The sequence below is a fragment of the Thiothrix sp. genome, assembly GCF_028714775.1.
Classification (GTDB): Bacteria; Pseudomonadota; Gammaproteobacteria; order Thiotrichales; family Thiotrichaceae; genus Thiothrix.
Window position 1 is genome coordinate 1 of sequence record NZ_JAQTLS010000006.1, and the last position, 14,004, is coordinate 14,004.

General features: G+C 52.4%; 8 protein-coding genes, 1 tRNA gene and 1 pseudogene. 4 read left to right on the plus strand and 6 right to left on the minus strand.

What is annotated here, in order from left to right; genetic code table 11:
- From PHE17_RS06455 to dnaG, 6 genes and pseudogenes are all read right to left on the minus strand, one after another.
- Window positions 1–218 (minus strand): annotated as a pseudogene (locus PHE17_RS06455) (hypothetical protein); the annotation flags it as partial.
- Between the two features lie 84 nt (window positions 219–302).
- Window positions 303–1,127 (minus strand): ParA family protein, encoded by an 825-nt coding sequence (locus PHE17_RS06460; RefSeq protein ID WP_301015006.1) that lies wholly within the window; start codon window positions 1,125–1,127, stop codon window positions 303–305.
- A gap of 638 nt (window positions 1,128–1,765) precedes the next feature.
- The gene (locus PHE17_RS06465) at window positions 1,766–2,359 is read right to left on the minus strand and encodes a hypothetical protein (protein WP_301015007.1); all 594 of its coding nucleotides are present in this window, start codon (window positions 2,357–2,359) and stop codon (window positions 1,766–1,768) included.
- A gap of 745 nt (window positions 2,360–3,104) precedes the next feature.
- A tRNA-Ile gene (locus PHE17_RS06470) sits at window positions 3,105–3,180 on the minus strand.
- A 10-nt stretch (window positions 3,181–3,190) separates the two neighbouring features.
- Window positions 3,191–5,074 carry an RNA polymerase sigma factor RpoD gene (rpoD, locus tag PHE17_RS06475; RefSeq protein ID WP_301015008.1) on the minus strand — a complete coding sequence of 628 codons (1,884 nt, stop codon included), beginning with the start codon at window positions 5,072–5,074 and terminating at the stop codon, window positions 3,191–3,193.
- 75 nt (window positions 5,075–5,149) lie between these two features.
- Entirely contained in the window at window positions 5,150–6,934 is a 1,785-nt protein-coding gene (gene dnaG, locus PHE17_RS06480) for a DNA primase (protein WP_301015009.1), read from the minus strand.
- A gap of 98 nt (window positions 6,935–7,032) precedes the next feature.
- Between dnaG and gltB the strand changes: the two genes are divergently transcribed.
- From gltB to PHE17_RS06500, 4 genes are all read left to right on the plus strand, one after another.
- Window positions 7,033–11,628, plus strand: a complete 4,596-nt coding sequence (gene gltB / locus PHE17_RS06485; RefSeq protein ID WP_301015010.1) for a glutamate synthase large subunit — start codon at window positions 7,033–7,035, stop codon at window positions 11,626–11,628.
- Window positions 11,629–11,642: 14 nt separating this feature from the next.
- The gene (locus PHE17_RS06490) at window positions 11,643–13,133 is read left to right on the plus strand and encodes a glutamate synthase subunit beta (RefSeq protein ID WP_301015011.1); all 1,491 of its coding nucleotides are present in this window, start codon (window positions 11,643–11,645) and stop codon (window positions 13,131–13,133) included.
- Window positions 13,134–13,405: 272 nt separating this feature from the next.
- Window positions 13,406–13,615 carry an AbrB/MazE/SpoVT family DNA-binding domain-containing protein gene (locus PHE17_RS06495; RefSeq protein ID WP_301015012.1) on the plus strand — a complete coding sequence of 70 codons (210 nt, stop codon included), beginning with the start codon at window positions 13,406–13,408 and terminating at the stop codon, window positions 13,613–13,615.
- Window positions 13,615–14,004, plus strand: a complete 390-nt coding sequence (locus PHE17_RS06500) for a type II toxin-antitoxin system VapC family toxin (protein WP_301015013.1) — start codon at window positions 13,615–13,617, stop codon at window positions 14,002–14,004. Before PHE17_RS06495 ends, PHE17_RS06500 begins: the two co-directional genes overlap by 1 nt.

Consider the following 14,004-nt stretch of genomic DNA (forward strand, 5'->3'; position numbering starts at 1 on the left):
AAGCCGGTGTCCCGGATGGATTCCTTGATTTCTTGGTACTTCTCATTTGGGGAACGCCGGGGGTTCCCGGCAAAAAATGAAATCCGGTCAACATCCACCACCATCGTCGTGACCTGTATCGGGTCGCCGGGTGGCGGGATGTTTCCGGGTTTGCCGAAATGCCCTGCGAACAAGCTGCTTTTCTTTTTGGTTTCATCAGTCATATTTTTTGCACCCATTACAGCATCCTCGCCGTTCTTCGGGGCACATCTAGGTCGATCAGCCAATCGAGAGCCGGAGGAGATTTCTTTTTTGTGGTTCTGTTACGCATGGTTTCCGCCTCCTTGGGCAACAGGCAAAATCCCCAGTTCGGCGATAACCGCCATCAACGACAGTTTTGCCATAGGGTGTTTAGTCAGGGTGTGGACTGGCACTTGTTGGGTTGCCGCTTCCCGCCATGCAACCGCAGAAGGGATAACGGCATCCATAATCGTGATGCCACTACCTCCGCCACCCAACTCCTCCCGCACCTCTAGTGCCACGTTTGCCGCGTCCTTGGTACGGTCAACCCGGTAAAGCACCCCGTACAATGGGGCAAGGGTGAGCGTTGTGTAATACGTCATTGGCTGGAGGCGTCCCAACATGCCTAATGTGCCACGGGCGAATTCACGGGCAGACATGGTTTCGGTAGGGATCGGGGACAGCAACAAATCGGCGGCAATGACAGCAGCATCCTGCAAGGGGCCGACAGCACCTTGGGTGTCGATCAGGATGAAGTCATAGTTTGCCTTTAGTTGGTTTAGCAGGTACTTGAGTCGGGTGCGCCCGTCCGGTGTATGTAGCACCCAATCCTGTAATTTACCTTCTGGGTCATCGGAATAGATCAGGTCACAACCAGCGGATGTGGCGCTAATGGTATTAGTTAAATCCCCGCCAATCAGTAACCTTTCCAGCCCACAGTCAGCTTGCTGAGCCAATTCGTAGTAACTGGACAGGGCTGGCTGTACATCAGCATCAACCAGCAAAACACGTTTGTTTAGGCTGGCAAGAAAACCGCCAAGGTTGGCAGTGAGTGTGGTCTTGCCAACCCCGCCTTTGGTGGAGCAGATGGTAATTATTGTCGGTTTCCTTTCAGAATCACTACTCATGACAAAATCCCTTAACGTGTTAGTTAGTAAAGGGATTTGTCATTATCATGGCATATTGGATTTAATAAGCTGCCCATGCCGAAAATCCCATTTATTGTGGGTAACGTACAATGTTGTACATTACTGTGTATTTATGGTGTGCGTTGGTGATGACATTGGGGAATACCGGATGCTCCATGCATTTGAAACCAAACCTTCCCCCCAAAGAACTGTTAACGCACCCTTGAGGTTGCCAATGATGCTTCCCCCCTTTTTAGGAGAAATGCATCAAGGTCGTTTTTGAGGTAGGTGATTTTTTTGCCGATTCGGTAGAAATTAGGCTGCTCAACCCCTAGTGTCCGCCGTTCAGAACGCCAACGTGCAAGTGTTTCCGCCCGGATACCCAGATAATGTGCGGCTGTTTGGGTTGAGAACCTGTTCTCCAAGGCAAAATTGACAGGGGCAAGTGGCTCGGAAATGTCCGGCATCGAATATGCCACCGCCTTAGTTGTGCTCCGTTTAGGTTTCGCAGCCAAACGTGGATGCATAGAAAGTCCCCCTTAAGTTGTGTTAAGACAAGTTAAAGTGCTTTTTATTGAGTTTTTGCGCTTTTGGGTATGTCTCGAAAAGTAATCAATATTGAAGTATCTGACCAACACCTAAAGCGTGCTGCCCACCCGTGATAGGCTGTAAATCACTGATTGGCTAACCAATTGGCAGGCTAATGGGCGGGTACTTGTGGCAAGGCGGTAACGCCTATCAATTTCTTCATCAGACCAAAAAATATCCCCCAAATAGGTGGTTTCCAATGTGATGCCTGACAAACGTGACCATAAAGACAGGTCAATCCAGTCCAGCACACGTAAATGATGCAACTTACCCAACCCATCCATTAGGCTGAGCAACTTGAACTTGCTTTTCTGTAGGGTGATATTTTGGCAAATGCCACTACCGGCTGGTGAGTAAGGCCGCTTACGGGCAGCCTCCAATGCTTCTGCAAAATACCGGAACAACAGGGCATCTGGTTGCCCTGTTTCGATTGATAGCGAAAAGGTCACTGGTGGCATTACCGGGTGTTGCCCCCAAATAATGGCAGCTTCTAAATCCTCTTTCGCCAAACAGCCCTCAGTTTCTGCCCTGACCAACTGGCTGCGATGGGACAATGCCCTGATCCATTGGGGGACATCCCAATACAGGTTCTCGCGGTGACACCTTGCGGGATACCAATCTGGCAGTAAATTTCGCTTAACCATAAACACGTCCCTAACAGCTTAAAAAGTAGCTATAGAGTGCCGAATTGAAGGGAGATTCAGCATTAGTATAAAAAAATTAACACATGCGAGAATAGATGGAGTGTATATGTATACAGTGGCATTGGTAATTTATTGATTTTAATGTCTTTATGTTTAAGTGGCTGATTGCCAGTCGTATATATCTTTCACTCTCCAGGGACGAAGAAGGAGACAGAAACTGGGGGGAATAAGCCTAAAAGTACGTTCAACTCTGTCTGGAGTGTTTTGTGGGCTGGGAGGTTTACGCAGGGTTGCTGGCGTTTCGGTAGCCTATTCATTGCCTTTCCTAATGACTGGAAAGCTGGAGTTTCCATTGGGAGGATACTGGCCTGACCAAGTATTTCTGTATCAAGAAAGCCATGGACTTACTGGAAATCAGTTATGGGGGGGGATGACATGGCCAATAGTGTGCCGCATGGTTTCCGGCAGTTTGTGGGTATGCTGTCAGGTTGTTGGTGCTGTCTTTGTAGACTCCCAACTTGACCACCATCCATGAAGGGGAGGGGACATTGGTCTTGAATTTGGAGATTAGGAAAATTGTCTTGAACAGAGTCGTAGGATTACAGGAGAAACATTAGATGTAGCACCATGCTTTGGTGTAGCACCAGCGTAGCACCGATAAACTAACAACAATAACGCTGCTTTTTGACAGTCCGTTAAAATCAAGCTAAACTATTGATTTTAACGGATTCATTCTGACAAAAATTGGTGGGCCCACACAGACTCGAACTGTGAACCAAAGGATTATGAGTCCTCTGCGCTAACCATTGCGCCATAGGCCCTGAAAAAAGTTTAGTTGGTTGGCAACTGACCGGGGTCGTATTCCAAGAAACTGCGAAGCATATCCGAACGGCTCGGATGGCGCAACTTACGCAGCGCTTTGGCCTCGATCTGACGGATACGCTCACGGGTAACATCAAACTGTTTGCCGACTTCTTCCAATGTGTGGTCGGTGTTCATGTCGATACCGAAACGCATCCGCAGTACCTTGGCTTCACGGGAAGTCAGGCTGGACAACACTTCGCGGGTTACTTCCGACAAGCTCGATGTGGTGGCGGATTCAATCGGCGACAGGATATTGCTGTCTTCGATGAAATCACCCAGATGCGAATCTTCGTCGTCACCAATTGGAGTTTCCATTGAAATCGGTTCTTTGGCAATTTTCAGGACTTTGCGGATTTTGTCTTCCGGCATGTCCATTGCTTCTGCCAATTCTTCCGGCGTAGCCTCACGCCCCATTTCCTGCAACAAGCGGCGCGAAATGCGGTTGAGCTTGTTGATGGTTTCGATCATGTGTACCGGGATACGGATGGTACGTGCCTGATCCGCAATCGAACGGGTAATCGCCTGACGAATCCACCATGTAGCATAAGTGGAAAACTTGTAACCACGGCGGTATTCAAACTTGTCGACCGCTTTCATCAGGCCAATGTTGCCTTCTTGGATCAGGTCGAGGAATTGCAAGCCCCGGTTGGTGTATTTCTTGGCGATGGAAATAACCAGACGCAGGTTGGCTTCGACCATTTCCTTTTTCGCGCGGCGGGCTTTGGCTTCACCGACCGACATGCTGCGGTTAATGTCTTTGATTTGTGGAATGCTCAGGTTGCATTCGCGCTCAATTTCGCGCAGTTGTTCTTGCGCTTCTTGAACCTTGGGAACTTGCTTCAGTAAGCGGCTGTGATCACCACGCTTGGTGCTGGTGTAGCGGTTCAGCCATTCCAGATCAGTTTCATTTTGCGGGAAACTGTCGATGAAATCCTGACGTGACATGCCGCCTTTTTGTGCACACAGCTTCATGATGTGGCGTTCATTTTGGCGGATACGGTCAACGATCTCATTCAACTGGACAGTCAACTCGTCAATGATCGGTTGCGCTAGGCGGAATTCCATGAACTTGATGGCTTGGGCTTCACGCGCAGCAGTGTAAGCGACGGCATCATTATTGGCAGACGCAACTTTGGCTGCATCATACAGTTCGCGCAACTCCGCAAATTTGATGCGGGCTTCTTCCGGGTCGGGGCCAGTATCGACAGGATCGGCTGACTCATCATCTTCATCTTCATCGGCAGCCGCATCATCTTCGGCTTCTGCTGCCTTCGCAGCTTCCAGTGCCTCAGCCGCTGCTGCCGCAGCCGCTTGAAATGCGTTCAAGTCATCATCCGGGTTAACAAAGCCGTTGATGATGTCAGTCAGACGCGCTTCTTCGGAGTCAATCCGATCAGCCTTTTCCAGCAGGACTTCGGTAGAGGCGGGGTATTGGGCAAGCGCACGCAGGATTTCATTCAGCCCTTCCTCAATACGGATGGCAATCTGAATTTCACCTTCGCGGGTCAGCAGCTCAACCGTGCCCATTTCGCGCATGTACATCCGCACCGGGTCGGTAGTGCGCCCGAAATCGCTGTCAGCATTGATCAGCGCGGCGGCAGCTTCTTCCGCTGCTTCGTCGTCGGCCTGCACCGCTTCATCGTTGAGCAGCAGGGAATCCGCATCCGGGGCATGTTCATAGACAGTAATACCCATATCGTTGATCATCGCAACGATGTCTTCAATCTGCTCCGGGTCAACGATGGTATCGGGAAGATGGTCGTTAACCTCGGCATAGGTCAGGTAGCCTTGCTCCTTACCCTTGGCAATCAGTTCTTTCAAGCCTGACTGCTGCTGCTCTTCTTGACTCATGCCCTAAACTCTCTGGAAAAAAGGTCGGTAATCATAGCATATTTTTCTGAAGTAAAGTCTGCCGTTTTGCAACCGCTAACCGGCAGATTTGTGTACTTCAGACAATAAGCATAGTAAATCGTTACGCTCTTGTTCGGTTAAACCTTCAACCTGTTCCCGTTGCAACAACACATCCAGTTGTTTTTGTTGTGCCTGACGCCTAATTTGGCCCAAACAATCACGGAATTCACGCGCTGGAACATCGCTGTCAGCCTCATACTGGAACTGCCCACTATTGAGGCGAGCCAGCACCCTCGCGTGCTGCGTCCCCCGAAAGCGTTCAACGAGGGCAGCGGTGTGTATAGTGGGGTCGGCTTCGATAATTTCAAGGATAGCCAGAAACAAGTCGATACCGGGTATGTCGTAACGTGCCCATTGCTCAGGGTTGCCCACATCATGGGCAAGTGCTGGATAGTTCAGCAGTAGGGCAATAGCGTGGCGCATTGGTGTGCGGCGGACTTCCTGCTCATTTAGTCGCCAATTGCCCGCAGATGGTTCATCCTGTGGGGCAGGGGAGTAGCTTTTAAAGATTTTTTTCTGCCCTTCATCGAGATAACCCAAGCGTACTAGCTCCGGCATTAACTGCTTTTTTTGCAGGATATTGGGCATCTTTGCCAGCAAACCCGCCGCTTCTTTGACAAAACGGGTGCGGTCTTCCATCACATTCAAGGTGTAATTTTCACGGAAGCCTAGCTGTGCATTTAGTCCAATCAAAAAGAATTTTGTCAGTGGCAAGGCTTTATCCAACGCCGTCTCAAATGCTTCTTTACCAATTTGGCGGATGTGGGTATCCGGGTCTTCGCCGGTTGGCAGGAATAGGAAACGCACGTTTTTGTCATCCTGCAATTCCGAAAGGCTATTTTCGAGCGCCCGCCATGCGGCTTGTTTGCCTGCACGGTCGCCGTCGAAACAGAAAATAATTTCCGGCACGACGCGGAATAACTGGCGGACGTGCTCTGGCGTAGTGGCTGTTCCCAAAGTGGCGACAGCGTAAGTGATGCCGTATTGCGCCAAGGCAATGACATCCATATAGCCTTCGACCACCAGCAAGCGTTCCAACTTGCGGGTGTGCTGGCGAGCTTCAAACAGGCCGTAGAGTTCCGAACCTTTGTGGAAAATGTCGGTTTCCGGCGAGTTGAGGTATTTGGGGGTATCGTTGCCCAACACGCGCCCACCAAAACCGATCACCCGCCCACGTTTGTCACGGATGGGGAACATGATGCGCTCGCGGAAACGGTCATACACCTTGCCCGCTTCGTTGCGGGTCGCCATGCCGGTTTCCAGCAATTTGTCATTGCCGTAATGCGCCAGATGCCTGCCCAGATTGTCCCAACCAGCGGGGGCGTAACCGACACCGAAGAGGGTGATCACTTCCGCACTCAGCCCGCGTTTCTGCAAATACTCGCGTGCGCTAGGGCTTTGCTTGAGTTGGGATTGGAACCACGCAACGGATTCTTCCATCAGCGCGTACACATCCTTGCCGACACGTTTGCGTTTTGGTGCATCCTCTGCACCTTCACGAGGCACTTGCACCCCGGCGGAGCGTGCCAGCGCCTCAATCGCTTCGACATACTCTAGGTGTTCGTACTCCATCAAAAAAGAAATCGCAGAACCGTGTACGCCGCAGCCGAAACAATGGTAGAACTGTTTGGTGGGACTAACCGTGAAGGACGGCGTTTTTTCATTGTGGAAAGGACAACAGGCCATGTACTCCCGCCCTGCCTTTTTTAAGGGCACTCGCGCACCGATGACTTCGATAATATCGACGCGGGTGAGGAGTTGGTCGATGAATTCTTTAGGGATGCGGCCTGCCGTACTCATGGGTTCTCTTTTCTTGGTCGTAAAAACGCGCTAATGTGTCTAGCCCTGACTCTCTATTTTGTACCATAATAGCAACCCTTTTGTTGCCTGAGATTCCGATGAGATACACTGAATTACCCCCAGCGCAAGGGCTTTACAACCCTGGCTATGAACACGATGCTTGCGGCATGGGTTTTGTGGCGCACCTGAAGGGTGTCAAGTCGCACAGAATCGTCCAACAGGCATTAAAAGTGCTGACCCACATGGAACACCGTGGTGCATGTGGTTGTGAGGAAAATACCGGCGACGGTGCTGGCATCCTGATCCAGATTCCGCATGGCTTCTTGGCGACCGAGTGTAAATCGCTCAACATCAAGCTGCCTGCGCCCGGTCATTATGCAGTCGGCATGGTGTTTTTGCCACAGGAAAGCGACGCACGCGCCGAATGTGCTGCGATCTTCGCCCGCATTGTGGAAGAAGAAGGTCAAACTCTGCTGGGCTGGCGTGACGTTCCCGTCAACCCCACACCGATTGGCAAGACCGCGCTGAAAGCGATGCCCTACATCCGTATGGCCTTCATTGGCAAGTCTGCGGATGTCGCCGAGGGGATTGATTTCGAGCGCAAGCTGTATGTCATCCGCAAACGTACCGAAAAAGCTGTGGAAACTGCTGATGTGTCAGGCCACATCTATTTCCCTAGCTTGTCGTCGCGCACGCTGGTGTACAAAGGGATGCTGACCACCGAACAGGTCGGGCAGTTCTACCAAGATTTATCCAATCCGAAAGTGGAAGCGTCAATTGCGATGATCCACTCGCGGTTTTCAACCAACACTTTCCCAAGCTGGGAACGTGCGCACCCGAACCGTTACCTGATCCACAATGGTGAAATCAACACCATGCGCGGTAACGTCAACTGGATGAATGCACGTCAGGCCATGATCAAGACTGATGTGTTCAAGACTGATTTGGAAAAAGTTTTCCCGATCATCAACCCGCACGGCAGTGACTCGGCGATGTTCGATAACACGCTGGAATTCATGTACCTGTCTGGCTATTCCTTGCCTCATGCGATGATGATGATGGTTCCTGAACCGTGGTCAAACCATGAAAGCATGGGCGCAGAAAAGAAAGCATTCTACGAATACCACAGTTGCTTGATGGAACCGTGGGATGGCCCTGCGGCAATGGGCTTCACCGACGGCACACTAGTCGGTGCTACCCTCGACCGTAATGGCCTGCGCCCTTCACGTTACTACGTCACCAACGATGACATGATCATCCTCGCCTCTGAAGTAGGGGTGTTGGATGACCTTGACCAAAACACTATCGTTTCTAAGCAGCGCTTACAACCGGGACGTATGTTGCTGGTCGATACAGCACAAGGCCGCATCGTTACTGACGAAGAAATCAAGCTTCAGATGGCTACTGCCAAGCCGTACCAAGATTGGCTGGCAAACAACCTGATTGAACTCCAAGACCTGCCTGAAGCTCCGCAAAGCGCTTTGCCAGAGCATGAAACACTGGTACAGCGCCAGAAAATGTTCGGCTATACCTACGAAGACGTGCGTAAGGTGCTGGTTCCGATGGCGTTGACTGCCATTGACCCACTCGGCGCAATGGGTATCGACTCGCCGCTGGCGGTACTGTCCAATCAGGCGCAGCCACTGTTCAACTATTTCAAGCAGTTGTTCGCACAGGTCACGAACCCACCGATTGACTCCATCCGCGAAGAAATCGTTACGTCGGCTTACACCACGCTGGGTTCCGAAGGTGACATTACTGCCCCAACCGCAGCAAGTTGCCATCAAATCCTGCTGAAAACGCCAATTCTGGGCAATCAGGAATTGGCAAAACTGACCCATATCGACCGCGAAGGCTTCAAGTGCGTTACTTTGCCGATCACATTCCGCGCGACTGCGGGTGAAAGCGGGCTGGAAGCGGCGCTGGAAAACTTGTTCGCTGCTGCTGACCGCGCCATCGAAGACGGTGCAAACCTGATCGTGTTGTCTGACCGTTTGGCAGATGCTGATAATGCACCGATCCCGTCGCTGTTGGCGGTTGGTGGCTTGCACCACCATTTGATCCGTTGCGGCAAACGTACCCTCGTGAGCCTGATCCTCGAATCCGGTGAACCGCGTGAAGTGCACCATTTCTGCACTCTGCTTGGCTACGGTGCGCAAGCTATCAACCCGTATCTGGCATTCGAGTCACTTGATGACCTGATCCGCGAAGGTTTGCTGCCTAACCTCAAACTTGATTACGCCGTACAGAAATACATCAAGGCCGTCACCAAGGGTGTGATCAAGGTCATGTCGAAAATCGGCATTTCCACCATCCAGTCCTACCGTGGGGCGCAAATCTTTGAAGCGCTGGGCGTCAGCAACGCCGTGATTGAGAAATACTTCACCGCGACCGCTTCCCGTATCGGTGGTATTGACCTGAACGTGATCGCCAAAGAAGCCCTGATGCGCCATCAAACCGCGTATGACTTCCATGATGCCGAACAGCGTTCATTGCGTTCCGGTAACGTGTTCCAGTGGCGTAATGAGGAAGAGGAACACCAGTACAACCCGGCGACCATTTACACCTTACAAAAGGCGGTGCGCACGGGAGATTACAAGCTGTACAAGCAATACAGCCACTTGCTGCACGAAGACGCTGAGGTGAAATTCAACCTGCGTAACCTGCTGGACTTCAACTACGCCGAGCAGCCGCTGCCGCTGAGCGAAGTGGAATCTGCCGTCAGCATCGTCAAACGTTTCAAATCCGGTGCGATGTCGTTCGGCTCCATCAGCCAAGAAGCGCACGAAGCACTGGCGATTGCCATGAACCGCTTGGGTGGGCGTTCCAACTCCGGCGAGGGTGGCGAAGACCCGGCACGTTTCACGCCCGATGCTAATGGTGATTCACGTAACAGTGCGATCAAGCAGGTCGCATCCGGGCGTTTCGGCGTTACCAGCCATTACCTGAACAATGCGCAAGAAATCCAGATCAAACTGGCACAAGGCGCAAAACCGGGTGAAGGTGGTCAGTTACCGGGCAAGAAAGTTTACCCGTGGGTAGCGCGTGTCCGTGGTACGACACCGGGCGTGGGGCTGATTTCCCCGCCGCCGCACCATGACATTTACTCGATTGAAGACTTGGCGCAGCTCATACATGACCTGAAAAACGCCAACAAACGCGCCCGCATCAACGTCAAGCTGGTATCCGAAGTCGGTGTCGGCACCATCGCGGCGGGTGTTGCCAAAGGTAAGGCGGATGTCATTTTGATTTCCGGCTACGATGGCGGCACGGGTGCTTCCCCGAAAACCAGCGTACAGCACGCCGGTTTGCCGTGGGAGTTGGGTCTGGCAGAAACGCACCAAACCCTGTTGCTCAACAACCTGCGTAGTCGCGTGCGTCTGGAAACTGACGGTAAGCTCATGACAGGCCGCGATGTTGCTGTGGCTGCCTTGCTGGGTGCGGAGGAATACGGCTTTGCGACCTTGCCATTGGTAGCCTTGGGTTGCGTGATGATGCGTGTATGCCATCAGGATACCTGCCCAGTTGGTATTGCTACCCAGAATCCTGAGCTGCGCAAGAAATATGCTGGCGACCCGCAATACGTGGTCAACCTGCTGATGTTCATCGCCGAAGAGTTACGCGAATACATGGCGAAACTCGGCTTCCGTACCATTGATGAAATGGTCGGGCGTGTCGACAAACTGCGTCAAGGTTCTGCCGAAGGCCACTGGAAAGCCAGCATGGTCAATTTACGTGCTTTGCTGCATACCCCTGAACTGGAAGAATGCGACGGCATCCGTTGCACCCGTGTCCAAGACCACGGCATCGCCCAATCACTCGACGAACGCGAAATCCTCACGGCTTGTCAACCTGCAATTGATAACGGCACATCCGTCACAGCGGAATTTGCCATCAAGAACACTGACCGCGTGGCAGGCACTATTACTGGCTCAGAAGTGACCCGTAAATACGGTGCTGCTGGCTTGCCGGAAGATACGATCCGCCTGAAGTTCCACGGTTCAGCAGGGCAGAGTTTCGGCGCATTCACCCCGAAAGGCATGACGTTGGAACTTGAAGGCGATTCCAACGATTACATCGGTAAGGGTTTGTCCGGCGGTAAAATCATCGTTTACCCACCGAAAGATGCGTTGTTCACGGCTGAGGATAATATCCTGATCGGTAACGTGGCATTCTTCGGCGCGAGTAACGGCGAAGCCTACATTCGGGGCGTGGCAGGCGAACGTTTCTGCGTGCGTAACTCCGGTGTGCGTGTCGTCGTCGAAGGCACGGGCGACCACGGTTGCGAATACATGACCGGCGGGCGCGTGGTCGTGCTGGGCAAAGTTGGGCGTAACTTCGGTGCAGGCATGTCCGGCGGCGTGGCTTACGTCTATGATCCGACCGGCATCTTGGCTGTCAGCGGTAACACCGAAATGGTGGCTTACAGCCCGCTGTCAGACGCTGACGAAAAGGCCGAAGTCAAAGCGATGGTCGAAAAGCACTTGCTGTATACCGGCAGCGCCCGCGCCAAACTGATTTTGGCGGACTGGGACGAACTTTCCGGCAGCTTCGTACGGGTCATGCCGAACGACTACAAACGTATGCTGGAAGCAATCCGTTCTTTTGAAGAACAAGGGCTTTCCGGCGAAGAAGCGCTGATGGCAGCCTTCACTGCAAACAATAGCGATGCCTCGCGCGTCGGTGGCAACTAAGGAGCGAGTAAGTCATGGGAAAACCTACAGGATTCCTCGAATATCAACGCGAGCTACCAGCCGACCGTGCACCGATGGAACGCATCAAGGACTGGCGTGAATTCCACCTGCATTTCGAGCGCGAGGCGGAAAGCCGCGAACAGGGCGCACGTTGCATGGAATGTGGCATCCCGTTCTGCCAAACCGGAAAAATCTTACCCGGCGGCGCGAGCGGTTGTCCTGTCCATAACCTGATCCCGGAATGGAATGACATGATCTTCCGGGGCTTGTGGAAGGAAGCGTTTGAACGCCTGCGCATGACCAATAACTTCCCGGAATTCACCGGGCGGGTGTGCCCAGCGCCGTGCGAAGGCTCTTGCACCCTCGGCATCAACGAACCGTCCGTAACCATCAAGCTCAACGAAGTGTCGATCATTGATAAGGCGTTTGCAGAAGGCTGGGTCACGGCTGAAGCGCCTGTGGAGCGTACTGGCAAAAAAGTGGCAGTAGTCGGTTCCGGTCCTGCGGGTCTGGCGTGCGCTGATCAACTGAACAAAGCAGGCCACGAAGTCACCGTTTACGAACGCGCTGACCGCATCGGCGGCTTGCTGATGTACGGCATCCCCAACATGAAGCTGGATAAGCAGGAAATCGTGCAACGCCGCGTTGACCTGATGGCAGCCGAAGGCGTGACCTTTGTCACTAGCGTGGAAGTAGGCAAAGACATTCCTGCCGAACAACTGCGTAACGATTTCGATGCGGTTGTCTTGTGTGCAGGTGCTACCCAACCGCGTGACTTGCCAGTGGAAGGACGCAACCTCAAGGGCGTGCATTACGCGATGGATTTCCTCACTGCTAATACCAAGAGCTTGCTGGATTCCAACTTGGCAGACGGCAACTACATCTCCGCGAAGGGTTTGGATGTGGTGGTCATCGGTGGTGGCGATACCGGCACTGACTGCGTGGGCACATCCGTGCGTCACGGCTGCAAATCGGTTGCGCAACTGGAAATCATGCCGCGTGCACCAGACAGCCGCGCTGCTGATAACCCGTGGCCGGAATGGCCTCGCATCCACAAGATCGACTACGGTCAGGAAGAAGCTGCCGCCGTGTTCGGGCGCGATCCGCGTGATTACCTCGTTTCCACCAAGAAACTGGTTGGCGATGAAAACGGGCATGTGAAAGAAATCCATACCGTTGGCGTGCGTTGGGAACACGACGCATCAGGCCGCATGAAGCTGCTGGAAGTCGCAGGCACAGAAGAAGTTCGCCCTGCACAACTGGTGCTGCTGGCAATGGGCTTCACCGGGCCGGAAAAAACTTTGATCGACGCGCTCAAGCTCGACACTGATCCGCGTGGCAACGTGCAAGCCGACTACGGCAAGTATGCCACCAACCTACCTGGTGTGTTTGCAGCAGGCGACATGCGCCGTGGTCAAAGTTTGGTTGTGTGGGCAATCAACGAAGGGCGCGAAGCAGCGCGGGAATGCGACCGCTTCTTGATGGGTAAGACGTTTTTGCCGTAATCAGCATTTGCGGGAGTTGTCATGTAGCCTGCGATTTCGTTTAGGTCGTAATAAACGGAATCGTAGGCGGCAGTCTCTTGGAATTGTTAGCATTCGCTCGAAGACAAAGTGACAGGGTAAAGTGGTGCTGCTTTGCAGTGTATTGCTTAGTTTGGTGTCTTACACGCTCTGTCCGTTAGTTCTAGCTAGAAGTTGAGTAAATCTCTCAGCTTGAGGTTTCAGTCAAGTGCGCGTAATCTTACGTTATCCTACATAGATCGAGGAACCGTAAAATGCACACTGCAACGCTCTCTAGTAAATACCAACTCTCGATTCCTAAAGGTGTCCGCGACTTGTTGAACCTGCAAGCAGGGCAACAGTTCACCGTATTGGTTAAAGGTAAGGCAATTGAGTTAGTCCCGATGCGTTCCCTGCGTGAGATGCGCGGTATTCTTAAGGGCGCAAACACCCAAAACTACCGTGACCGCGAGGATCGTTTCTGATGGCGTGTGTGGTTGATACCTGTGGCTGGATTGAATGGCTGACAGACGGTGTATTAGTTGCAGAATTTGAACCGTGGCTGGGTAATCTTGAAGAGATATATGTTCCCACTGTCGTTCAGTTTGAACTGTACAAATGGGTCAAACGAGAGCGGGACGAAATCAAAGCCTTAGAAGTGATAGCACTAACGGAACAATGCAAAGTCGTTTCATTGGATACGGCGATTGGGTTACTGGCGGCAGATTTGGCATTGCAGCATGGCTTATCTTTTGCCGATGCCATCATTTACGCCACCGCCCGCCAAAAAGAAGCCATATTGGTGACAGCAGATGACCACTTTCAAGCACTTCCCCATGTAACCTACTTCGATAAAAGCAAAAAATTACAGTAG